This window comes from Legionella norrlandica (assembly GCF_000770585.1).
GTDB lineage: Bacteria > Pseudomonadota > Gammaproteobacteria > Legionellales > Legionellaceae > Legionella > Legionella norrlandica.
Genome location: NZ_JNCF01000023.1, coordinates 1 through 22,914, shown reverse-complemented (window position 1 = coordinate 22,914; position 22,914 = coordinate 1). Strand labels below are relative to the sequence as shown.

Genomic DNA, 22,914 nt, shown 5'->3' with positions numbered 1-22,914 from the left:
TCTTATCGCTCTACTTCATCAAATTCATTTAAGACGTTAAGAAAATGGTGCCCATAATGAGATAATTTATGCTGCCCTACTCCAGATACATCCAGTAATTGTTCATTATTTTGGGGTTTTAATTGAGCCATTTCGTGTAAAGTGGCGTCACTGAAAATCATAAAAGGCGGTTTATTTTCTTCATCTGCTAATTGCCTTCTTAAGGCACGCAGTTTTTCAAATAATGGACTATTTTCAATTTTAGCAGAAATATTCGGCTTTGTTTTCTTTTTACTGCCCTTCAAATCGTTATTCGGGATAGTCAGTGAAATATGTTCTTGCCCTTTTAAAAGAGGAATAGCTTTTTCAGTCAGGCGTAGTACATTGAAGTGATTAGAATCTTGTTTACAATATTCCTTATGTATCAATTGCCAAGCGAGGTGTTTCCAATAGTGTACTGATTTTTCCTTGCCAATCCCAAAGGTGCTTAAACGATCATGTCCTAACAGTTTTATTTTATCAGTTGAACTGCCCCTTAAAACATCAATAGTATGAGTCAGACCATAGCTTTGTTTTAATCTGTAAATGCATGATAATAATTTTTGCGCATCTTCTGTAGCATCTGCTGTTTGGGGAGGGTTATCGCAGACATCGCAATTTTTGCATCCCATATTACAAGGCTCATCAAAATAACGTAATAAAATTTGACGACGACAATGCGATGCTTCGGCAAAAGCAAGTATATGGTCCAATTTACTAGATTCTATCCGTCTTTGCTCATCAAGTGGAATATTCATTATCCAGGATCTTAAGCGAGCGCTATCCGCCGCATCATAAAGAAGCAATGCCTTAGCGGGTAATCCATCACGGCCAGCGCGGCCGGTTTCCTGATAATAGCTTTCAATATTTTTAGGCAAGTCATGATGCACTACAAAGCGAACGTTAGGTTTATCAATACCCATGCCAAAGGCTATAGTAGCTACTACAATATCAATGCGATCGTATCTAAAAAGATTTTGTACCTCGCGTCGTTCGGCATGGGAGAGTCCAGCATGATAAGCACGAGCGTTGAATTCAAGCTTCTGCAATTTTTGAGTCAATTCTTCTACACAGTTCCGGGTTCCACAATAAATAATACCGGATTGTTGAATGTGGGTTTGAAGGAACTGATTCAATTGTTTGATTGTATTCGTTTTGGGAACCACTTTATAGTGAATATTTGGCCTATTAAAAGAAGCAACATATTTTTTCGGGTTATAATTCAGTTTAATAACAATATCTTCTCGGGTTTGTTTATCGGCAGTTGCCGTTAAAGCAATCATTGGTATGTCTGGGAAATGGGTTTTCAGTAAACCTAAACAAGAGTATTCTGGACGAAAATCATGCCCCCATTGCGAAATACAATGAGCCTCATCGATGGCAAATAAAGCAATAGGACATTCTGAAAGCCGTTCCAGAAAAGAGTTACTGATAAGGCGTTCTGGAGCAATATAGAGTAAATCAAGTTCATTATTATGTAATTGGCTTAACACATTTCGAGCTTCGTCAGTAGTTAATGACGAGTTGTAATAGGCGGCCTGGATTCCTTGCAGCCTTAAAGAGGCTACTTGATCTTCCATTAATGCAATCAAGGGAGATACTACAATTCCAACCCCAGAACGAACTATAGCGGGGATTTGATAACATAAGGATTTTCCTCCACCAGTGGGCATTAGAACAAGAACGTCCTGACCAGAAATAACGTCATTTATTATTTCTTCCTGAGGTGTTCTAAAAGAATCAAAACCAAAATATTTTTTTAGAACGGCCAAGGCTTTTTGATTTGGTTGCGCTAAAGTTTCCATAGGATTATTCTTACTATCTTTCCTGGGCGCTAAAAATTCGTAATAATATCATTTTTTATAAATGCGTCATTAACTAAATCGGTTTTATTCTGTTAATCCGAATATTATGTGACGGAATTAATCAATCTAAGGATGGTCTATGAATTTCAATTTCACTGATGAGCATTCGGCATTTCGAGAAATGGCTTCCGATTTTGCTAGAGATAAACTAGCTCCCATGGCTGATTTCTGGGATGAGCGAAGTTATTTTCCTGTTGAAATTCTACGTGAAGCTGCTCAACTAGGCATGGCAGGAATAGTAGCTCGAGAAGATATAGGAGGAGCTCAGCTATCTCGTTTGGATGCAGCACTCATATTTGAACAATTGGCGACTGGATGTATTGCAACCAGCGCTTATCTTTCCATTCATAATATGGTTACTTCTTTGGTAGATCGTTATGGTAACCCAGAAATTCGTAAGCAATGGGGGCCCAAATTAACAGCTATGGAAGTGATTGCTAGCTATTGCTTGACTGAGCCTGAATCAGGGTCAGATGCGGCCTCTTTAAAAACCAGAGCAGTAAAAGAGGGAGATCATTACGTGCTTAATGGTGCTAAAGCATTTATCTCGGGAGGAAGTGTTAGTGATGTCTATTTGTGTATGGTGCGAACGGGAGATGAATCTCATCATGGTATTAGTTGTTTGCTAATTGAAAAAGAGACTCCGGGCTTAACATTTGGAAAATTAGAGAAAAAATTAGGTTGGCGCAGTCAGCCGACTTGTATGCTTTATTTTGAAAATTGCCGTGTACCCATTGCAAATCTCGTAGGTGATGAAGGAATGGGCTTTAAAATTGCCTTAAATGCTTTGAATGGTGGTCGGATCAACATTGCTTCCTGCTCTTTGGGGGGGGCTCTTGCCTGCTTACGAATGACCCAAGCTTATATGCATGAGCGTAAGCAGTTCGGTAAACCACTTACGCAAATGCAGGCTTTGCGGTTTTATTTTGCGGATATGTTAACGGATTATGAAGCGGCGAAGCTGATGGTTTATAGAGCGGCAACTGCCATGGATAATAATGACTCTCATGCGCCAATGTATTGTGCAATGGCCAAAAGATTGGCTACTGACGTAGCTTTTCGTATTAGCGATAAGGCTATGCAACTGCATGGTGGTTATGGCTATTTAAGAGATTATCAAGTTGAAAGAATATTTAGGGATTTAAGAGTTCATCAAATTCTTGAAGGGACTAATGAAATTATGCGAGAAATTATTGCAAAGGCAAGTTTGGATGAAGAATATTTTATAGATTAAGAGCTTGTTAACAAGCTCTCAAAACAGGGGATTATTAATGAATTTAATTGAACAAGATATAGATGACAAAGGAATTTTAACGGTAACCTTGAATAGACCAGAGAAGCTTAATGCATTAAGCACGGAGCTTTTGTATGTACTGAATGATGTTTTTCATCAGGCCAAAGCCAATCCAAAAGTAAAAGCATTATTGTTAACTGGAAATGGCAAAGCATTTTGCGCAGGAGCAGATATTAATCGTTTAGCTGAGTGTGATGCTCAAAGCGGGTATGAATTTGCTTGCCATGGACAGCAAGTATTTCGTTTGTTGGAGACTTTAGGTAAGCCTTCCCTTGCTGCAATCAATGGTTTTGCTTTTGGAGGCGGGTGTGAATTAGCGATTTCAGCAACTATGAGAGTTGCTTCAACCAAAGCTATGTTTGGGCAGCCTGAAGTAAAATTAGGTGTTATTCCAGGTTATGGTGGTACACAACGATTGGCTCGCTTGGTAGGGAAAGGTCGTGCTTTGGATTTATGCTTAACTGGACGCTTTATTGATGCTGAAACCGCACTCCAGTGGGGGTTGGTCAGTGAAGTAGTAGATCCAGATAATTTATTGAACCATGGAAAGAATATTTTGAATGGAATACTGAGCATGGCACCTTTAGCAATAGCAGGGGTTATGGAGGTGATCGATCATGGTTATGATTTGCCATTGACCGAGGCACTGCATCTGGAAGCAGTTCATTTTGCAAAAGTATGCGCTACAGAGGATAAGAAAGAAGGAGTAGCAGCCTTTCTTGCTAAAAGAACAGCTGATTTTAAAGGGGTATAAGTATGACGGAAGAGATACTCTTTTCCCAAGAAGGTCAATTGGGGTTTATTACTTTAAACAGACCTCACGCATTGAATGCCTTAACGCTCTCTATGATTCTGGCATTACAACGCCAATTGTTAATATGGAAAGAGGATGATTCTATTAAAGCAGTAATTATCCAAGCTGTTCCAGGAAGTGCTTTTTGTGCTGGAGGCGACATTCGTTGGTTATATAATACTGGCCGAAGTGAAGAATCAGAGCAAATGCAGTTTTTTTGGCACGAATATCGATTAAATCATTTTATTCATCATTTTGGAAAGCCTTATATTTCGTTACTTGATGGCATTACTATGGGCGGAGGAGTAGGAATTTCGTTGCATGGGAGCCATCCTATCGCCAGTGAGCATTTTGTGTTTGCTATGCCAGAAACAGGAATTGGCTTTTTCCCTGATATTGGGGCCAGCTATTTACTAAACCAATGTCCTGGCTTCTTAGGCGTCTATCTAGGATTAACTGGGAATAAATTAGATGCCCAAGAGGCAAAGAATGCCGGTTTAATAAAACAGATTATCCCGTCTGAACAAATGCCAGCAATGATTGAAGCCTTAAAGCAAGAGGATTTATCGAAGGATGCCTACAATCGTGTTAATCATTGTATCTCAGCTTTTGAAGACAAAATAATATCTGGGGAAAAGAGCCAAATAAATCCTTTAATTGATGTGTGTTTCTCTAAACGCACAGTCGAAGAAATAAGAGTGTCATTACAAAGTTTTGGTGAGGCATGGGCACTTAGGATAGATAATGCCTTGTTGAGAAAATCACCTTTGAGCCTTAAAGTGACATTGGCACAACTTCAAAAGGCCAAGAGCTTAACCTTGGAGGAATGTTTAAAAATGGATTTTGATCTGGCCGAACATTTTATGAAAGGGAGTGATTTTTATGAAGGGGTTCGTTCTTTATTGATCAATAAAGATAAAAATCCCCAGTGGAAACCTCTAGCTTGGATAAGGTGACTGACAATATGGTAGTCAATTATTTCGAACGTTCTTCTTCTGGATTGGAGTTAATGGAATTATAGTCTTCGGAGTTGGATCAAGAGCCATCTCAGGGACAAGACTTGAGACGTCGAGGTAAGGGGGGAGAGAACTATCACAACCCTCTCTCCCAAAGATAGCCAGTATAACAGTTCTATGCTTCTTGCTGTAGGCAGCGATGATTACTGTATCTCTCACAATTATGGGTGAAATAATATTTTAGGTTAGACACAAATATTTTTTCCCCACTATCCATCAGGAAAATTCGCTCAGGCTGTAACTCAACGTAATTGGAATCCATTAAAATGGGTTTATAAACGCCCCCAGCATTAGCGAATATCCACCTATCCAGGAAAGGTAAAATTTTATTAGGATCATTGGTAAAGAAATTCTGATAAATATCGGCAAATAATTGATTTTTCATTTCATAATTGTTTCTAAAATAAAAATTACTGCGATCTTGCCTGTATTCTATAAAAGGCGGTTTATTAGGGTTTTTTTTCATTCCTGCTGATACAGTTAAAGCAACAATAAGAGCTTTTGCAGGTTCAAATGTTAATTGGGTGCCAAATAGCTCAGAACCATTATTTTCAGCCAGATAAGTTTCTAGTAGCTCAATGGCTTCATCAGTTAAAGGATCCAAGTAACCATTGATAAGAAATTCAGTGGCAATGTTTGTATCTGGATCATAAGTGCAACTAATATAAGCGTTGTAGGTGAATTTATCCGGAGCAAAAGGCGCTACTATTTTTTCAAGAATTTCTTCATTGACATGATCACAGAACAGTTGTTGTGATTTGAGAGAACCAGAAATACGAATAATTTGAGTTGGATAATTAATGTTTCTTTGATTGGATTTTAGTAAATTGAATTCTCCTGATTCATTAGAATAAGATTTTACAATAGTATTTTTACTAACCAGATTTTCTGAAAAAAAGAGGCCTCCTTTATTATTTTCGGGTTGGCTGAATGCGCAAATAGGGAGTAAAACCAGTGGAGCAATAAAATGATTGAATCTCATAGCAAACTCCTTTTTAAATTAAATCCATTTAAAGAACCATTTAACAGGGAATAATTGAGATCAAATTTTAATCAAATATCTTCTCATGAAAAGCGGTTCTAATTTTGAGTATACAGGAATGATTTTAATTGGCTACATTTATGGCATGGCGGGTTCCATGATATACTATTTTATTGATCCACATTTTTTTAACTAATTTACTAAATTCGAGAGCCGTATGTCTGATTTTTATCAAGACTTTAATAAAAGACGAACTTTTGCCATTATTTCACACCCCGATGCAGGTAAGACTACTGTTACGGAAAAATTGCTTCTTTTTGGCGGTGCTATTCAGATGGCAGGTACTGTTAAGGGCCGTAAAGCCGATAGACACGCTACGTCCGATTGGATGGAAATGGAAAAAGAACGCGGGATTTCTATAACAACGTCAGTCATGCAGTTTATACATAATCAGCATGTCATGAATTTGCTTGATACCCCAGGTCACGAGGACTTTTCAGAGGATACTTATCGTACTTTAACAGCAGTAGATTCAGCATTAATGGTTATCGATGTGGCGAAAGGTGTAGAGGATCGGACTGTCAAATTGATGGAGGTTTGTCGTCTACGAGATACTCCTATTATGACATTTATTAATAAATTAGATAGAGAAGGGCGTGATCCTATTGATTTATTAGATGAAGTCGAGTCTGTTTTAGGTATTCAGTGTGCCCCTGTTACCTGGCCAGTAGGGATGGGGAAGCGTTTCAAGGGGATTTATCACCGTTATCACGATATCGTCTATTTGTATCAACAAGGGAGTAATGCCAAAAAATTGGATGCCATGCAGATTAAAGGCTTGGATAACCCACAATTGGATGAGATTATTGGTGACAGTGCAAATGAGCTTAGAGAAGAAATCGAACTAGTGAAAGGTGCCTCCCATGACTTTAATTTGGAGGATTACTTGGCGGGTAGAATGACTCCCGTGTATTTTGGTTCAGCAATCAATAATTTTGGTATTAAAGAATTACTGGACGATTTTGTTGAATATGCCCCTGGTCCTCAACCAAGGGTAAGCCAAGAAAGAATAGTTTCGCCTAATGAAGAATCATTTTCAGGGTTTGTTTTTAAAATTCAAGCGAATATGGATCCCAAACACAGAGACAGAATTGCTTTTGTACGTGTTTGCTCTGGGGCTTATAAAAAAGGAATGAAATTAAGCCACTTGCGTATAGGAAAAGAAGTGCAAATATCAAATGCGTTAACTTTTATGGCAGGTGATAGGTCTCACACGGAGCTTGCATTGGCAGGTGATATTATTGGATTGCATAATCATGGCACTATTCGTATTGGTGATACCTTTACTCAGGGTGAGCTATTGAAATTTACTGGAATCCCTAATTTTGCCCCCGAGTTATTCCGTCTTGTTCGGTTGAAAGACCCATTAAAAAGCAAAGCATTACTGAAAGGATTAATTGAATTATCCGAAGAGGGTGCCACGCAGGTATTCAGACCTTTAAATAGCAACCAACTGATATTAGGAGCTGTTGGAATATTACAATTTGATGTGGTAGCGCATAGACTGAAGCATGAATATAAAGTCGATTGTATCTATGAAGCGGTCAATGTTTCCTGTGCTCGCTGGGTTTACTCTGAAGACGAGAAGGCTATGAGTGAATTCCGTACTAAAGCGTATGATTACTTGGCTTTGGATGGTGGCGATATGCTTATGTATTTAGCGCCAACCAAGGTTAATTTAACAATGGCTGAGGAGCGTTATCCCAAAATTAAATTTTGTTCTACTCGTGAGCATTAACCTGCAATAGGTATCAACCACTTTCCCCTCCCTGTTCTCATCGCAGGTTGGTATTCAGCGAAGCCAACCTACGATGTGTTACAGTCGGTTTTAAATTATAATTCTATTATGCAACGCAGAGCGCTTTTAGAGCATGAGGACCAAAATTAGTGATTTGAACTTTCGCACCAGATTCAGCACTTAGTTTCAACATATCTCCGGAATGAACAGTGAGCTGCATCGTATTGCCTTTAGATAAAATAGTACCATTAATTTTACCTGATTTAGCCAGTGCTTCTGCGAAAAGCTCATTGGATTGATCTTCACTTATGATTTTGCAGTCAGCTGTTACTTCCCAATATAAATAATTAACAAATACTTGAGGTTCATTAGGTGGGAAATCAAATTCAAGGGTTAGTCCCGGTTGCAGGGTATGAGTGGACTGGAATAGGCATTCATACTAAATGCTGCCGCTGCACATAGCAAAGTCAAGCCGATTTTTCGTAACATACATATTTCTCCATTGTGAAAAATTAACAGGCTAAGATACATTTATTTTGCTTTGTTGGCAAATTAAAAGGCATTTGCACAGGTTAAATTAGGTACCCACCCCCGTGATTAATTCCTGTTTTTATTTTCAAAGGGTTATATCTCTCCCAAGGCTTTGGCAATTGATTCAGTCATTACTTTGGCATCTCCAAAAAGCATATAAGTATTGTCATGAAAAAATAAATCGTTTTCCACACCAGCATAGCCAGGTGATAGACTACGTTTGACAAATAATACGGTCTTTGCTTTTTCAACTTCCAGGATAGGCATTCCATAAATCGGGGATCCAGGATCTGTTTTGGCTGCCGGGTTGGTGATATCGTTTGCTCCAATGACATAGGCTACATCGCACGTTGCAAAATCTCTGTTAATTTCACTTTGCTCAAACACTCTATCATAGGGAATGTTGGCTTCAGCAAGCAAGACATTCATATGTCCTGGCATACGTCCGGCGACAGGGTGTATGGCAAACCGTACACGAATAGAGCGGGCTTCAAGTGCATCAATAAGCTCTTTAACTGCGTGTTGAGCATGGGCTACAGCCATACCATAGCCAGGGACTATAATGACATCCTTGGCATTGCTTAGTAAGAATGCAGCGTCCTCACCATTCGCTTGCCTTACATTACGTAGTTCACTTCCTGATTGAGCTTGTTGAGTATTTCCAGAGCTGCTCATACCCCCAAAAATGACATTGAAAATAGAGCGGTTCATGCCAACGCACATAATATAACTTAAAATAGCGCCACTTGCTCCCACTAAAGCACCTGTAATCACCAGTAGGTGATTACTTAGGGTAAAGCCTATTCCAGCCGCAGCCCAACCTGAATAGGAGTTTAGCATTGAAATTACAACGGGCATATCGGCACCGCCGATTGGGATAATCAGTAAAACTCCAATTAGGAATGATAATCCGGCTAATAGGCTAAAGAGGAGGATGTTTTGATCAATTACAAAAAGAAAAAACAAAACCAGTATGGTTAATCCCATTAGTAAATTAATTAGATTTTGAGCGGTAAATCGAATGGGGATACCTGACATGATCCCTTGTAACTTTAAAAAGGCGATCACTGAACCAGAAAAAGTAATAGCCCCAATAATTAGTCCTAAGCTCATTTCAATAAGACTGGCTGTTGCAATTGCTCCTGGGGTACCAATATGAAAGGATTCTGGTGATAAAAAGGCACAATAAGCTACCAAAACTGCAGCCATGCCCACTAAAGAATGGAAAGCGGCAACTAATTGAGGTATGGCGGTCATATTGATTTTCAAGGCAATAATAGTCCCTATTATTCCTCCTCCTATTATTAAAAGGATTAAAAGGATATGGTGAGAAATGGTAGGCATCATCAAAGTAGATCCTATCGCAAGGGCCATTCCAAGTATGCCGAGAAGATTTCCCCTTCTTGAAGTAGAAGGACTTGCCAACCCTTTTAAAGCTAATATAAAGAAAATTGCTGCCAATAAATAAAACAATGGAACTATTGAATTCATTGCTGATTCCGTCCTTTAAATTATTATCCTGGAAATCCCATTGCACACTTGACGGGGTTGATTTTCCAAGATTATTTTTTATACATGCGGAGCATGCGTTGGGTTACTACAAATCCGCCAAAAATATTAATCGAGGTAATGAATATCGCTGTCCCACCTAACCAAGTAATGCTTCCTATCAATTCACTTCCTGTGGCAATTAAAGCACCGAGAATGATAATACTCGAGATAGCATTTGTTACTGACATTAAGGGCGTATGCAGGGCAGGAGTTACTTTCCAAACGACATAATAACCTACAAAGCAAGCGAGAACGAAAATAGTAAGTATTGTGGTATAAGGATTACCTAGTGTATTTATCTCAGGCATTTTGTCTCTCCTTTTCAGCTTGAAATGGCAGATAAGCTCCTCTATGGCAAAGAACTGCTTGCTGGATAATTTCATCATCAGAATTCAAACAAAATTCAGCAGGGTTCTTAGCTAAATGGTTTATTAGATGGACCAAATTGTTGGAGTAAAGATCACTCGCTGTTGTTGGAACAAGACCTGCCATATTGCTTAATCCTACTATCGTGATTTCACCATGTTTTACGATCTGATCCCGGACGCTAAGCTCACAGTTTCCTCCTCGAGCAGTGGCGAGATCAACAATTACTGAGCCCGGTTTCATTTGTTCTATAGTTTTTTGAGAGAGTAATAGTGGTGCTTGTCGTCCAGGTATTAAGGCAGTGGAAATAACAATGTCTGAGATTTTTGCGTATTGATCAATAAGTGCCGCTTGCAATTTTTTATATTCTTCCGTAGTTTCTGATGCATAACCTCCTGCGGTTTCACTGTCTTGATCCTGCGTCACTTCAATGAATTCAGCTCCTAAACTCTCTACCTGCTCTTTAGCTGCCCGTCTCACATCAAATGCATAAACTACAGCACCTAATCGTTTTGATGTAGCAATGGCTTGTAATCCAGCAACCCCAGCTCCAAGAATGAGTACTTTAGCTGGTTGAATCATGCCAGCTGCAGTCATCATCATAGGAATTAGCCTATGAAACTGGGCTGCTGCTTCCAGAACAGCGCGATATCCTGCTAGGTTGGCTTGAGAAGATAAACTGTCCATACTTTGTGCACGACTTATTCGGGGAATAAGATTCATTGAAAATAAAGTAATTTGTTTATCCAGACACCATTTCACAAGCGGACTAAGAGGGTTATTGTCTATATGGCCGATTATCAGAGCGTTTACAGGTAAGTTATTTAAATTTTGAGGCTCTAATTCATTAACGCATAGGAGAATTTGAGTATGTGGTAATAAGGTGCTTTTATTATCGAAAATTTTTGCGCCGGCTTTTTCAAATTCTTCGTTAGTAAATCCTGAAGCAAGGCCAGCATTTTTCTCAATCCCTACTTCATAGCCTAATTTTAGATATTGTTTTACTGAGTTGGGCGTAATGGCTATACGCGTCTCCTGATCTGATTCCAATAAAGTTGCAATCATGTGGAAAGTCCTTTTTACCATAATAGTACCTATCCTATTGTAATTTAATCTAATTTTCTAGCATAAATCTAGAAAAAGCAGTTGAAACCCACTGTGCAAGCTAATGACGTTGAAGATACTGGGCTTTTTTTGAATTTTTTCACTCTACGTAGTGGTGAAGCACACGAGGATTCGAGCACCGTATCGACAAAGCAATTCTCCATGCCAGTAGTGTTCCGGAAGAGTCTATTGAGTGGCTTAAATGGCAAGGGCGTATTAATACGCCCCTGATATGATATAGACAGCAAGATTGAGAACAGTCCTAAAATAAAAGGTGGATTCCTCAGGAGTGTTTTTGGCTTCTTAGTTCAGGCTAAGCTTGCTCACCACACTCTCAATCTGGCTTCCAAAGTCATACTGTTGGCTGAACAATGATTACCGTCTATGCTTCTATATTAGGCTAATGGTGCAATTAATTCCACTGAGTTATCACTGAAAATTGCAAAGATATTGTTAAACCTTTTATTAATATTTTTTAAGTTCTTTTTATGAAAGGAATTCCATTAAAAAGAGGTGAGAAAGGTTTTCTTGAAGCATAATGGCTGCTGTTACCTGTTTTTAAGAATATTTGGGTGAAATAAATTTTTCCTTTGCTATCCCTGGCAATCCCTATACCTGTCAGATCATAATTCCCTACAATGTTTCTTTTGTGTCCAGGACTACGTAACCAATTTTTAACTACATCCTGCGCATTTTTATAATTATAAGCAACGTTTTCGGCACCTGCGTTCGAATTTTTAATTAAGGCGTGCAGCCTGTCGATGCGTTTTTTAAAATATTTATGGCCGAAAGGAATAGTATGATTTGCCATATCAATGGAATGTTTTTTAGCTTCTTTCACCATATAGTTGTCCATTTTGAGGGGGGAAAGACCATGTTGCTGCCTGTAATTATTAATATAAACTAATATTTCATTTTGAATGGCAGCGTCATTCCCTCTATTTTCCCTATGCAGCTCAGCATAAGCACTTGGAAGTAAGCTAAATATAAGTACCATTAAAAGTGTTGTTAATTTAACTTTCATTTGATTCATGTGACATCCTCATTATTTATATTGTTACGTACAGGAATAATTTTGATCTGAATGGTTACTAAAAAACATTCATTTGTCCAGAGTTTGATTGATATAAAAAATCACTTGTTGTTTTTATTTTTTTAAATATGTGTTAAATATGATTAAATAGTAGAATTTAATATTAGAGTTTGTCTTGCTCAATTTGTTTTTTAGAGAAGGTTAGGGTTCCACTAAACCGGCTTTAATCTGCTGTTGATCTACGCTTTTTTACTTAATTTCTCAATGGCTTCATCAAGGCCTTCCACTTCTCCTGAATAATGATAGTAAATGCGATGATGGGGACCATCAATAATGCATAATTGTTCTTTAGGTTGATTGTCAAATTGTTTGAAAATCCAAAAAATCGCTTGAGAATCATCATTTTTGATTTCTTTTAATAAATCAACCATTCTGTTTTCTTCAATTTCGGAATGGGTGCAAACTAATCCTACGGACGAATGAGTAATTTTATAGGCAAAATGTTTTTCTTTCATGAGGATGCTCCATTTCATTCATCATATTAATTCTATATCAGTTAATCTAAGAACTTTAGGTTAAAAATAAAGTACAACAAAGTTAGAAAGCTTGATTGATTAAATTATAGTAGCTAATGAGCAAGTAGGGGTAACAATTTGCAATATAAAAATGCAGTAATCGTCTAAATTAAAATCTGCAATTTATTTTTATAGTTGAAAAGGGCTATAAATTAACAGTAAACCCTAATAAAATTCCATGTAAAACGGGTATATTTGAAACGCTGGCAGTTTTAGAGTTGATGTTTAATTTAAGGTTAGGATCATTACCATAAACTCCTTGATATAATAAATTCAAGCTAGCTAAAGCGGTAATAGGATAGCCAAGCCCCGCCTGAATTTCCCCAGCTAACTGAGAAATATCGTTGATAGGATAAAGCTTGATTTGCCAGGATCTGTACGCGACCCCACCTTTAAATTGAGCAAAAAAAGAACTTCCAAATAATGGATCGCTTTTTGCGGTAACTAATAGGTCCAACATTGGGCTGAGAGTAGTTTTTACAGGAAGCCAACCAAGCACAGCTAATGTCTCAGGAGGAATATTTAAACGCATTTTATTGCCGTTTTGAACGCCAAGCTCAAGTCCGAGTGCGATATCTCCACTAAGCATTAGTTCATTTGCAAGAGCCAATCGACCTAATGCCGTTTTGGTATCTTTGGGATACGTATGTTTATACGAGCCGCTTCCAAAACTGGCAACAATCGTCCATGGTTGATCTTGAGAGGTTAGCTCAGGATAATAACCATCGGCGAATACGTTGATTGACAATAAAATTCCTATCGTAATTAGCTGTAATTTCATTTTCATCTTTCATATCCCTGATTGAATTGGTTGATTCTGAAAGCGATTCTTACTACACGCATATTGTATGAGCCAATAGTAGTTTTTCACAAAAAATATGATTATTGCTTTTTCATCGAAACACAGTCCGAGCAACAACTATACATAACCTATACTCTGTGAATGATAACCAGGAATTGTAACTTGGCGGAGAGAGAGGGATTCGAACCTCGATACGTTGCCGTATACACACTTTCCAGGCGTGCGCCTTCGACCGCTCGGCCATCTCTCCAGACTGAGCAAGCTTATACTTGTCGGACAATAAAAGCAAGATCAGAACAATAACTATTGAAGTGTTCGACAATAAATATTATTAAGTGTTAGCGTGTACACTCCAATATTCTTCTTTTTATCTATTAACTACTCAACCTGTGATCTATCGTGTATTCTTAATGCCTTGCTATGACTGATTTCTATGACAACACAAAATAGGGAAAAGCCATACCAATATTTAAAGTGTGTACTTTATGTTCAGCCGGTCATCGTGACTTACATTAGGTTTCTTTTTACTGCAGGTAAAGAGCTTGAATGAAACTTGCCATTGATTTTTGCTTGCTTCTTCTACCAAGTGATCAGGTTGAGGTGGGAAGAAGGTTAGTCCGGCATAGGCATGAGTACCCTTAGACCATTGATCTTTGGTGCACCATTGGCTATCGTTTTCGGGGTTGGTAACAAGGCTACTTTATCTCCAGGTGAAAAATACGCTTTAACAGTCGATCCTTCATACAGTGCAGCATCTAAGTCTGGGTGATTTGCTAGTAAAGGAGGGCGACCTGGCTTTGAGAATGATTGTCTTTCTTCCTCAGAAACGGACTGTTTGCTCCCACCTAATGTGCCGACTAAATGTTGGTGAATAACCCAAGGCTCATCGTTAGCAGTTTTTCTAACGTGAATTTCACTGTGACTGTAATTGTGTGAATCAGCAGTTAGGATGGTCGCAATTTTATGTTGGCGGCACAGTTGCATCATGCGATGCCATTCTTGCCAGTGGCCGCGATAGTCTTCTTGAGGTTTTTTTCCCATGACAAAGGGGAGAGGAGAAACAAGGATTTTATGTTGTGCTTTAGAGTTTTCGAGGCTCTTCTCCAACCATGTCCATTGTTCTGTACCAAGTAAATAAGAGTTATCAGAATCTACTTCTTTGGTATAGCGATTATGCAAATAAAAGATTTCTGTTTGACCTATGCGCTTAGAATAGTAAGGGCCTTTCTTAGCGATTTTTTCATCTAAAAAATTTTCTATTGACAGTAACTCATGAAATGAATTGACCATGCATTGTTGTATTTGACGCTCTTTGTTAGTCTCTGGAGGTCCTGCATTATTGCCACCAGTATCATGATCATCATAGACAGCATTGATCAACATATGGCTAAATTATTGCCGACAGGGGTGATGAAGTCAGAGTCAAGGTGACGCCTAAAAGCTTGGGCTGTTTCTACTCTACGTTCAAAAATTTTGCGTCCTGATCGAAATAGATTTAATGGTGAGATATAAAATTCACCATTAAATAGGTCGCCGAGATGGATGAAAAGTTGATACGGCTGTTCTTTATTTCCTATATGTTGGTAGAGTCGTGCAGTATAGGTTTGGTTGTCGAATCCAAAGCAAGCTGCAAAGGGGTTAAATTGTTCATGGCGCTCCTGATCTCCACCGATGGCAATTCTTAAAGGTTGTGGATCTTGGCGTGCTGGAATAGTCTTAAAGATGATGCGGTCATCATGTCTGCCTGGAATAGGGAGTACTTTATTTTTATAGAATATTTGATATTGATAATTTTGTTTACAGGCAAGTTCTTTAATGTCAAAACGCATAAAACGTCCTTTTTTCTTGCCCTTTTGCAGCGCAATGCTGTCACCATTGATGGCCGTAATTACATTTTCATCAACATTTATTGGCTGCTCATGATTAATCCGAGTGACCACGAGTTTTAGATCTTTAGGATCAACTTTCTTATCGACTTTAACCACTAGTCTGGAATTGAGAGAATCCTCTTCTATAGGTGGTTCTTCTTCTCCTATACCTAGTTCACGATAGGAAAAGTCGCCTGTAAGACAGCATTGAATGACTGGTGGTTTATTTTGGGGCATATTAGTGATTTAGATTATTTCAAATTTTGATTATTACAGTGTAGCATGTACAGAGACTTTGAATAAGTGTCAATCAAAGATGTAAAAAAAATAAAACTTATCTCTGAGGGGCTTATGGGCACTCTAAACCCTTTGGTATATTCAGAGAGTTTTTTTCATCCCGATCATTCTCTGTGTCCTATTTCATCAAAACCTGATGTGGATGAGTCTTCACAAGAAAAGCAACCCAGATTACTGAGGCGTTCACTAAGTGCATCTTCATTTTTCTATAAGGGGAATCGATCTACATCATCTGCCCAATGGAAGGAAATCGATAATAAAGAATCGATGCTAAATTTTACCTGACATACGCTTCTTGAAAAATCGGTCACTGTCAGGTCAAGTATGATCTACTCAAACCAGCAGTTTATCTTTATACTGATTTACCTCTCTATGGTTTTGTTTCTATTGGCATGATATTTTCAAAAAGATACAAATTATCGAGTTCAGTCTTTAAAAAAACCGAATTTAGTATCTTGATAAAAACTCACTTCACCTGTTGAGATATCATGATTCCCACCAATAATCCCACACTCTCCTGTTTCAATAAGTTCTTTTAAAATGGGACTGCGCTCCATAACAGCATGTACCGTTCTTTTTATATTAATCATTGTAACCTTTTCCATAAATTCCTCGTTACTTGATGTACGGTTTTCGACTATAGTTTTTTCAGCCTAACAGCGGGTTGTATTTTACTTAGCAATGCAGTTAAACTACCCATTTCTATATGATCACACGCACCTTTAATTGCGCCACATTTTGTGTGCCCCAAAACCACTATTATCTTAGCCCCTGCTATTTTACAAGCAAACTCCATACTTCCTAAAATATCTTCATTAATAATGGTTCCTGCAATACGTACGCTAAATACATCGCCTAAACCCTGGTCAAAAATCAACTCAACTGAGGTGCGTGAATCAATACAACTTAAAATAATTGCAAAGGGATGTTGCCCGTCCGAGGTTTCATTAGCCTGCTGTAACAGGTTACGATTAACCTTTAAGTTATTTACAAATCGTTTGTTCCCTTCTTGCAATAAATGCAATGCAATTGTAGGCGTAATAGCCTCTTGCATTTCTTTAGTCAATGTTTTCATTTTTATGCTCCTATGCAGAGTCTGAGTATTAAACGGGCTCAATAAAATCGATTGTTTCAACAGTAATATTTTTCATTTTTGCATTTACTCTATAATCACGTATGTATTCAGCTACATCGTAGGCAATAGACTTTGAGTTTGAGCAATCAATAATTATTTTTGAATAAGGTGGGATAGCATCGAGAGCTTGAATGATGCTGGCCTTATTAAAGAAAGATACCTCTTCTGCCAATACGAGATGATGAATCGTATGTTCATTTTCTTTGGTGATTATATCTTTCATATAATAGGCATTCCGATAACTGTGGCGTAAGGTATAAAAAATACCAAAAGCCATACCAATACAAATTCCTTTAAGCAAATCAGTTGCCAAAATGCCTACAATTGTGGCTATAAAAGGGACGAATTGTTCTTGTCCTAGTCGATATAAATGTTGAAACAACGCTGGTTTGGCTAATTTATAACCTATCATAATTAATATAGCAGCAAGGCTTGCAAGAGGAATAAAATTTAGAAATTTAGCAATAGTAGCAGCGCTGATTAATAAAAAAATACCATGCAGTATTGTAGAAAGCTTGGTTTTTCCACCAAATGCAATGTTTGCGGAGCTACGAACAATGACCTGGGTAATAGGTAACCCACCACACAGTCCTGAGACTATATTACCAAGTCCCTGGGCTTTTAGTTCTCTATTGGTTGGCGTCACCCTTTTAAAGGGATCCAGCTTGTCGGTGGCCTCCACACAAAGCAGGGTTTCCAAGCTTGCTACAATAGCTAAAACAATGGCAGTTTTCCAGACTTGGAGATGGCTTATTGCAGAAAAGTCTGGAAAAGTAAACTGTTTAAAAAATTCAATTAGATTATTCGCAACAGGGATCTTCACTAAATGGTCTGGAGCTAAGCTAAAATTTAAGATATTCGATTGAAACAGCAGGTTCATCGTAATTCCCATTAAAACAACGACTACAGGTCCTTGTATTAATTGGAAAATCCTATGCTTTTTTGTTAAAAAGGTTTCCCAAAAAATTAGGACTACTAATGATAAGGTGGAAATTAAAATGGCACCTGGTGTAAATGCATTGAATGCGCTACTAATAGATGTAAACGTGGTTTCGCCACTCGTTTGAAAATATGAAAGGTCGCCAACTGAATCATTATCATAACCTAAGGCATGGGGAATTTGTTTTAAAATAATCAATAGCCCTATACCTGCAAGCATTCCTTTTATGACTGAAGAGGGAAAAAAATAAGCAATGAATCCAGCTTTTGCATAGCCCATAATAATTTGAATAACGCCAGCTAGAATGACAGCCAATAAGAATGCATGCCAAGAGCCTAATAGGTTGATGGCAGTATATACAATAACAGCTAACCCCGCAGCAGGTCCGCTAACGCCTAAGTGTGAGCCACTGGCTGTACCGACTACTATGCCACCTACTATCCCTGCTATAATGCCTGAGAACAAGGGCGCGCCTGAGGCTAAAGCAATACCAAGGCATAATGGCAGTGCTACAAAGAATACTACAATACTTGCCATAAGGTCGCTTTTGAATTCTTTGAGCATATTATATCTCCCTTTCATTAATGAGCACATATTGCTTTCTAATTATCGGGACACTTGGGATTTTTAAGCGCCTAGAGTATGAGGTTTTATACATTTGATCCACCATCCTTAAAGGAATTATCTGGAGTATGGCTCCATATAGTTTTTACTTCATTAACTGCTGAGCGGATGACTTCATCAGATTGCAAACCGCCTTCAAGATAAGCTAATCCTTGAAGTAACCAACTTGCCAATTCTGGTTGAGCCAGTTGATAATAAACCTGGTTCCCTTCTTTGCGTTGTTTGACTACCTTGTTGGCTCTTAAAATAGACAAATGTTGTGAAACTACCGAGTGACTTGTTCCTAAAATGGCTTGAAGACCGTTGACATTTTGCTCGCCTGCATACAGTTCTTCAATGATTCGGATGCGGTGTTGGTGGGCGATCGCACTTAAAAATTCTGCCATTTTCTCGGAAACTAATTTTCTAGAGGGCATAGTAAATTCCAATATTAGTATATTTTAATATATTAAAATATTTATTTTTCTTTGCAACTTAAATTTATAATTTTTTTTAAAGGTTGGTAATTTAATCCAATACAAACTGCTTAATTAATTTATTGATTACAATTTTAATTTTATGTATTTTGCTCACTTTTTAAGGAGAGAAAGCCAATGGCACTGCAACATTCTATACAAAAAGGGATCTCTAATTTTAGTTTTATTATTGGCACCGGACTAAAATATGGTGGAGCAGGCGGACTTTTAATTATGGCAGTTGTTGGCACTGTGGCGATTGATCTTGTTATACTTGCCGCAGCACAGAGAAATCATAATAGCTTTTTAACTGGTTTTGTTTTAGGTTCTATGTTTTCTAGAGGTAATTTAGACCCAGTGCCACTCTTAATTGCTTCACCTATTACGTCAATGGTTGCTGTTGGTTTATCCTTTGTTTTAGGAGTTCCAGGGGTTGGACTTGCAGTATTAGCTGGCTGGACTTTAGCGGCTACTTTATTAGCAGTTGGTTATGGTTTGGAGACGCTTGCCAAGTCGATTAATCCTGATTTAGATCCTGAGTCTGATTATAATTCTTGTTTATGTTTTAGATAATTTGCAAATGAGTTGAAGTCATTATGTGGTGCAGGATATAGATGCCGAAGTCAAGGGGTTGTAAATTGTTTATATACTATACTAATAGTAATTCTGGTTCATAAATCTTAGGATTGAATCATGTTCTTACGCTTATTTTTTGTGTCTTTATTCACCCTAATAAACACTTCACTTTGGGCTTTTACTTGTATCTATACTTTAGCTAAAGACAGTTGCTGGACGGAATATAATGTTACTGTTGACGTCATTGATGAATTGACATCAAAGACTTTATTGACTGTTACTGCCCCTAAGGGAAAGCCATGGGCCAGAGGCACTTTTAATTGTGAACCAGCGCAAGGACTCAGGTATGTTGCTCAATTTTCCCCTGTATTTTGGGAGAATGATGCTGGTAAAACTTATCCAGGTTTAAGAAATTGGTACTTACCGGCTAAAATTAACCCCGGAGATTTGGCATGGACTATTCCAATTTGTTACCCATCAGATTTTGCTCAAGTACCTTTTCCTCCAAAAGCAGGAGGTAATTGCCAATGCGATTTTGATAGTATTCCCGCCCCAAAGCTGTAATTTCTACTATTTTATCATAAGTAAAGTAGATGTCTGATAGCATAGCCATCAGGCTTTATTCAAATTACCCCAGTGATTAGGATAGTTTGCTGTGGGCAAAATTTTGACTGAAGCAAGACATAGCCATAACGGACATCTTTGTGTATGATTTCATAGCATAATTTTAAGATGGAGCAACAATTGATTACAATAAGAAATAGAATTGGACAAATGTTAATCATGGGATTTAGCGGTTCTGAGCTAAATGATAAAAGTCCCGTTGCTCAGTGGTTATCTAATGATGGTTTGGGTGGAGTCATATTATTTGATAAGGATCTTTCAACAGGATTATATGGGAAGAATTTAAAAAACCAGGCACAGATCAAACAACTGATCCGCCAACTCAATTATTATTCTTCAATGTTTTCAGGAGATAATGCTCTGCCATTACTAACTGCAATTGATTATGAGGGAGGAGCAGTTGATCGGCTCAGCAAAATAGAAGGATGCATGCCTACTCTAAAAGCCTCTGAACTTGCAAGATTATCCTGTGATGATTTTGATGAAGAAGTGAACCAAATGGCGGTTACTCTGAAATCATTAGGATTTAATTTGAACTTTGCTCCAGTAGTTGATCTGAATTTAAATGATCAAGTTGGTATTATAGGGAAACTCGGGAGGAGTTTTTCTGCTAATCCGGAGATTATTATCCGGTTAGCTAAACAGTTTGTGGACATTTTTAGCCGCTATGGTATTACTTGCGCCTATAAACATTTTCCTGGTCATGGAAGTGCGGAAGGTGATACTCATGAAGGCTTTGTAGATGTTACGGAAACATTTCAAATGGATGAGCTAGATCTTTATCGTGGTTTATTAAAAGATCAATGCAATCCAGTGATGGTGATGACAGCACATGTTATTAACAGGCATTTGGATAAGAAAGGGTTGCCTGCTACTCTGTCTTATGAAATTTTGACCAAACTGCTGCGAGAAGGAATGGGGTATGATGGGGTAGTTATTAGTGATGATTTACAGATGCAAGCTATTTCAAATCATTATTCGTTAGATGAAGCTCTTTGCCTTACCATTAATGCAGGAGCCGATATGCTAATATTTGCAAATCAGTTAGGAACAATTACTGCCCCAGAAATTATTGATGTTATTGAGCGATTAGTAATTGATAAACGAATTACATCTCAACGTATTGATGAAGCTTATAGAAGAATAATGCGTTTAAAGCAGCAGATTGCTTGTAATGAATTAATTAATATGTGAAACCAATTTAGGAGTAAGGTAGTAGGAATACTATCAAACCCTAAATCTTTATTTGTCAAAGGATTTATTTGTTGTGTGAGATTTTTAAATTGGTTTGACAAAGAAGTTTTTTACTATTGACTCTAAGACTTATCGTGTTACAATATGTAATTTAATTGAACAATATTGGTTATGGTGACAGCTTTTATGTCAATTCGAACACTACAATATCCCTATTCTTCCTCATATAGCTTCCTTTACCAAGCCGTTTGTTGTTGCTGCTGTTGCTGCTGTTGCTGCTGTTGCTGCTGTTGCTGCTGTTGTTGCTGTTAATCAAGCCTCCACTTATTTTACTTATTTAATATATTAGGAATTTAACCATGTGTGCAGCACACCACCCAAAGAATAAATTTATTGTTGGTACTCCATTAATTTATGCCTTGATGATTGGACTTGGCATAATAAGCGGGTTAACGGATTTGCCTTTTTTAAAAGAAGCAGGACTTTTAATCTCTGATTTGTTTATTAAGCTATTTAAGTGCATTAGCTTACCTATTATTTCATTATCCATTATTGTTACCTTGTCAAATTACCAAACTGATCGTTTGATGAAAAACGTATGGCAAAGGACAATTAAATATACTTTTGCTACCACTTTAGTAGCAGCATTGATAAGTTGCATATTATATATATTGATACATCCAAGCACTGTGCAAGTCAATTTAACTACAGGAAGCTTAAATTCGACGAATAATTTAGGGTACCTTGGATATTTGAGTAATATTATACCTACTAATCTTTTGTCCCCATTTTTAGAACAGCAGGTAATGGGTGTGTTGTTGCTAAGCATAGTTGTGGGTTTTGCTGTTAGACAAATACCTGAAGTGGATTCAAGAGAAAGCATTGCTCGAGTTTTCCGAGGTGCTCATGGGATGTTTTTGGTAATGACAAGATGGATAATTAAATTGATCCCTTTAGGTTTATTTGGTTTTATCACTGCCACAGTCATTCAACTGCGTTCAGGGATGGATATAAAAGGGATAGGTCAATACTTATTAATTGTTGTTTTGGCTAATTTGATACAAGGTTTAATCATTCTGCCTATATGGTTGAAATCAAATGGCATTAAGCCTTTTTCAGCAATGAGAGCGATGTTACCTGCCTTATCAGTGGCATTTTTTTCCAAGTCCTCTGTTGGTACTTTGCCGATTACTATGAATACGGTGGAATCTAATTTAAAAGTAAAACCTCAAATTAGTCGTTTTGTTTTGCCTTTATGCACAAGTATTAATATGAATGGTTGTGCAGCCTTTATTTTTGCTACAGTTATTTACCTTATGCAGAGTCATGGTATTCAAGTTTCTTATATTACTATGGGCGTATGGGTGCTTATTTCAACTATAGCTGCAATAGGTAATGCTGGTGTTCCTATGGGATGCTTTTTCTTGAGCGTCAGCTTATTATCCGGTATGAACGTGCCTATTACATTAATGG

The 22,914-nt window shown here is 37.7% G+C and carries 21 protein-coding genes, 1 tRNA gene, 1 other RNA gene and 2 pseudogenes; 8 read left to right on the top strand and 17 right to left on the bottom strand.

All coding sequences use genetic code 11. The features are described 5' to 3' along the window. Nucleotides 1-2 precede the first annotated feature (2 nt). The gene (recQ, locus tag OK13_RS07525; RefSeq protein ID WP_035889521.1) at nt 3-1,823 is read right to left on the bottom strand and encodes a DNA helicase RecQ; all 1,821 of its coding nucleotides are present in this window, start codon (nt 1,821-1,823) and stop codon (nt 3-5) included. Nucleotides 1,824-1,962: 139 nt separating this feature from the next. Between recQ and OK13_RS07520 the strand changes: the two genes are divergently transcribed. From OK13_RS07520 to OK13_RS07510, 3 genes and pseudogenes are all read left to right on the top strand, one after another. Next, nucleotides 1,963-3,117, top strand: a complete 1,155-nt coding sequence (locus OK13_RS07520; RefSeq protein ID WP_035889518.1) for an acyl-CoA dehydrogenase family protein — start codon at nt 1,963-1,965, stop codon at nt 3,115-3,117. 37 nt (nt 3,118-3,154) lie between these two features. Continuing rightward, nucleotides 3,155-3,931: an enoyl-CoA hydratase/isomerase family protein gene (locus OK13_RS07515; RefSeq protein ID WP_035889517.1), complete on the top strand. Its 777-nt coding sequence runs from the start codon at nt 3,155-3,157 to the stop codon at nt 3,929-3,931. 2 nt (nt 3,932-3,933) lie between these two features. Continuing rightward, nucleotides 3,934-4,991, top strand: a pseudogene (locus OK13_RS07510) (enoyl-CoA hydratase/isomerase family protein). 110 nt (nt 4,992-5,101) lie between these two features. Here the strand turns inward: OK13_RS07510 and OK13_RS07505 are convergent. After that, the gene (locus OK13_RS07505; protein ID WP_035889516.1) at nt 5,102-5,968 is read right to left on the bottom strand and encodes an Lpg0189 family type II secretion system effector; all 867 of its coding nucleotides are present in this window, start codon (nt 5,966-5,968) and stop codon (nt 5,102-5,104) included. A 217-nt stretch (nt 5,969-6,185) separates the two neighbouring features. Here OK13_RS07505 and OK13_RS07500 point away from each other — a divergent pair, with 217 nt between their 5' ends. Beyond that, nucleotides 6,186-7,766, top strand: a complete 1,581-nt coding sequence (locus OK13_RS07500) for a peptide chain release factor 3 (RefSeq protein ID WP_035889515.1) — start codon at nt 6,186-6,188, stop codon at nt 7,764-7,766. Nucleotides 7,767-7,872: 106 nt separating this feature from the next. Here OK13_RS07500 and OK13_RS16035 read toward each other — a convergent pair. The 15 genes and pseudogenes from OK13_RS16035 to OK13_RS07430 all read right to left on the bottom strand — a co-directional run bounded on the left by OK13_RS16035 (nt 7,873) and on the right by OK13_RS07430 (nt 19,008). Continuing rightward, nucleotides 7,873-8,255, bottom strand: a pseudogene (locus OK13_RS16035) (hypothetical protein). 135 nt (nt 8,256-8,390) lie between these two features. Further along, nucleotides 8,391-9,788 (bottom strand): NAD(P)(+) transhydrogenase (Re/Si-specific) subunit beta, encoded by a 1,398-nt coding sequence (locus OK13_RS07490; protein WP_035889514.1) that lies wholly within the window; start codon nt 9,786-9,788, stop codon nt 8,391-8,393. A 71-nt stretch (nt 9,789-9,859) separates the two neighbouring features. Continuing rightward, nucleotides 9,860-10,156: a proton-translocating transhydrogenase family protein gene (locus OK13_RS07485; protein ID WP_035889513.1), complete on the bottom strand. Its 297-nt coding sequence runs from the start codon at nt 10,154-10,156 to the stop codon at nt 9,860-9,862. After that, a complete protein-coding gene (locus tag OK13_RS07480) occupies nt 10,149-11,279 on the bottom strand; it encodes a Re/Si-specific NAD(P)(+) transhydrogenase subunit alpha (protein ID WP_035889508.1) in 1,131 nt (376 codons plus the stop codon). Before OK13_RS07480 ends, OK13_RS07485 begins: the two co-directional genes overlap by 8 nt. A 274-nt stretch (nt 11,280-11,553) precedes the next feature. After that, nucleotides 11,554-11,705: non-coding RNA, 6S RNA (gene ssrS, locus OK13_RS14145), on the bottom strand. A gap of 88 nt (nt 11,706-11,793) precedes the next feature. After that, entirely contained in the window at nt 11,794-12,351 is a 558-nt protein-coding gene (locus OK13_RS07475; RefSeq protein ID WP_035889506.1) for a CAP domain-containing protein, read from the bottom strand. Nucleotides 12,352-12,590: 239 nt separating this feature from the next. Further along, nucleotides 12,591-12,866, bottom strand: coding sequence for a hypothetical protein (locus OK13_RS07470; protein ID WP_035889503.1), 276 nt, complete (start codon nt 12,864-12,866; stop codon nt 12,591-12,593). Nucleotides 12,867-13,071: 205 nt separating this feature from the next. Beyond that, nucleotides 13,072-13,713 carry a hypothetical protein gene (locus OK13_RS07465; protein WP_035889497.1) on the bottom strand — a complete coding sequence of 214 codons (642 nt, stop codon included), beginning with the start codon at nt 13,711-13,713 and terminating at the stop codon, nt 13,072-13,074. Nucleotides 13,714-13,891: 178 nt separating this feature from the next. Further along, a tRNA-Ser gene (locus OK13_RS07460) sits at nt 13,892-13,978 on the bottom strand. Nucleotides 13,979-14,340: 362 nt separating this feature from the next. Further along, nucleotides 14,341-15,111, bottom strand: a complete 771-nt coding sequence (locus OK13_RS07455; protein WP_035889495.1) for an alkaline phosphatase D family protein — start codon at nt 15,109-15,111, stop codon at nt 14,341-14,343. After that, nucleotides 15,105-15,833, bottom strand: a complete 729-nt coding sequence (locus tag OK13_RS07450) for an alkaline phosphatase D family protein (RefSeq protein ID WP_035889493.1) — start codon at nt 15,831-15,833, stop codon at nt 15,105-15,107. Before OK13_RS07450 ends, OK13_RS07455 begins: the two co-directional genes overlap by 7 nt. A gap of 485 nt (nt 15,834-16,318) precedes the next feature. Beyond that, nucleotides 16,319-16,498: a carbonic anhydrase gene (locus OK13_RS15265; RefSeq protein WP_241480470.1), complete on the bottom strand. Its 180-nt coding sequence runs from the start codon at nt 16,496-16,498 to the stop codon at nt 16,319-16,321. Nucleotides 16,499-16,530: 32 nt separating this feature from the next. Beyond that, complete coding sequence (locus tag OK13_RS07440; protein WP_241480469.1) at nt 16,531-16,968, bottom strand: carbonic anhydrase; 438 nt, start codon at nt 16,966-16,968, stop codon at nt 16,531-16,533. Nucleotides 16,969-16,996: 28 nt separating this feature from the next. Beyond that, nucleotides 16,997-18,532 (bottom strand): SulP family inorganic anion transporter, encoded by a 1,536-nt coding sequence (locus OK13_RS07435; RefSeq protein ID WP_206538897.1) that lies wholly within the window; start codon nt 18,530-18,532, stop codon nt 16,997-16,999. An 86-nt stretch (nt 18,533-18,618) separates the two neighbouring features. Continuing rightward, a complete protein-coding gene (locus OK13_RS07430; protein WP_035889488.1) occupies nt 18,619-19,008 on the bottom strand; it encodes an ArsR/SmtB family transcription factor in 390 nt (129 codons plus the stop codon). A gap of 177 nt (nt 19,009-19,185) precedes the next feature. On the opposite strand from OK13_RS07430, the gene OK13_RS07425 reads away from it, so the two are divergent. From OK13_RS07425 to OK13_RS07410, 4 genes are all read left to right on the top strand, one after another. Then, entirely contained in the window at nt 19,186-19,620 is a 435-nt protein-coding gene (locus OK13_RS07425; RefSeq protein ID WP_035889486.1) for a hypothetical protein, read from the top strand. A 120-nt stretch (nt 19,621-19,740) separates the two neighbouring features. Then, nucleotides 19,741-20,187 carry a hypothetical protein gene (locus tag OK13_RS07420; RefSeq protein ID WP_035889484.1) on the top strand — a complete coding sequence of 149 codons (447 nt, stop codon included), beginning with the start codon at nt 19,741-19,743 and terminating at the stop codon, nt 20,185-20,187. A 180-nt stretch (nt 20,188-20,367) separates the two neighbouring features. Then, nucleotides 20,368-21,441: a glycoside hydrolase family 3 protein gene (locus OK13_RS07415; RefSeq protein ID WP_035889612.1), complete on the top strand. Its 1,074-nt coding sequence runs from the start codon at nt 20,368-20,370 to the stop codon at nt 21,439-21,441. Nucleotides 21,442-21,800: 359 nt separating this feature from the next. Further along, nucleotides 21,801-22,914: dicarboxylate/amino acid:cation symporter (locus OK13_RS07410; protein ID WP_035889479.1), on the top strand; the 1,114-nt coding region annotated here is incomplete at its 3' end.

Bases quoted from the DNA above. Each gene is read 5' to 3' on its own strand.
- OK13_RS07455 (WP_035889495.1), bottom strand. From the start codon at position 15,111: ATGTTGATCAATGCTGTCTATGATGATCATGATACTGGTGGCAATAAT.
- OK13_RS15265 (WP_241480470.1), bottom strand. From the start codon at position 16,498: ATGGAAAAGGTTACAATGATTAATATAAAAAGAACGGTACATGCTGTT.
- OK13_RS07435 (WP_206538897.1), bottom strand. From the start codon at position 18,532: ATGCTCAAAGAATTCAAAAGCGACCTTATGGCAAGTATTGTAGTATTC.
- OK13_RS07505 (WP_035889516.1), bottom strand. From the start codon at position 5,968: ATGAGATTCAATCATTTTATTGCTCCACTGGTTTTACTCCCTATTTGC.
- OK13_RS07485 (WP_035889513.1), bottom strand. From the start codon at position 10,156: ATGCCTGAGATAAATACACTAGGTAATCCTTATACCACAATACTTACT.
- recQ (WP_035889521.1), bottom strand. From the start codon at position 1,823: ATGGAAACTTTAGCGCAACCAAATCAAAAAGCCTTGGCCGTTCTAAAA.
- OK13_RS07450 (WP_035889493.1), bottom strand. From the start codon at position 15,833: ATGCCCCAAAATAAACCACCAGTCATTCAATGCTGTCTTACAGGCGAC.
- OK13_RS07520 (WP_035889518.1), top strand. From the start codon at position 1,963: ATGAATTTCAATTTCACTGATGAGCATTCGGCATTTCGAGAAATGGCT.
- OK13_RS07430 (WP_035889488.1), bottom strand. From the start codon at position 19,008: ATGCCCTCTAGAAAATTAGTTTCCGAGAAAATGGCAGAATTTTTAAGT.
- OK13_RS07480 (WP_035889508.1), bottom strand. From the start codon at position 11,279: ATGATTGCAACTTTATTGGAATCAGATCAGGAGACGCGTATAGCCATT.
- OK13_RS07465 (WP_035889497.1), bottom strand. From the start codon at position 13,713: ATGAAAATGAAATTACAGCTAATTACGATAGGAATTTTATTGTCAATC.
- OK13_RS07425 (WP_035889486.1), top strand. From the start codon at position 19,186: ATGGCACTGCAACATTCTATACAAAAAGGGATCTCTAATTTTAGTTTT.
- OK13_RS07515 (WP_035889517.1), top strand. From the start codon at position 3,155: ATGAATTTAATTGAACAAGATATAGATGACAAAGGAATTTTAACGGTA.
- OK13_RS07440 (WP_241480469.1), bottom strand. From the start codon at position 16,968: ATGAAAACATTGACTAAAGAAATGCAAGAGGCTATTACGCCTACAATT.
- OK13_RS07470 (WP_035889503.1), bottom strand. From the start codon at position 12,866: ATGAAAGAAAAACATTTTGCCTATAAAATTACTCATTCGTCCGTAGGA.
- OK13_RS07475 (WP_035889506.1), bottom strand. From the start codon at position 12,351: ATGAATCAAATGAAAGTTAAATTAACAACACTTTTAATGGTACTTATA.
- OK13_RS07420 (WP_035889484.1), top strand. From the start codon at position 19,741: ATGTTCTTACGCTTATTTTTTGTGTCTTTATTCACCCTAATAAACACT.
- OK13_RS07500 (WP_035889515.1), top strand. From the start codon at position 6,186: ATGTCTGATTTTTATCAAGACTTTAATAAAAGACGAACTTTTGCCATT.
- OK13_RS07490 (WP_035889514.1), bottom strand. From the start codon at position 9,788: ATGAATTCAATAGTTCCATTGTTTTATTTATTGGCAGCAATTTTCTTT.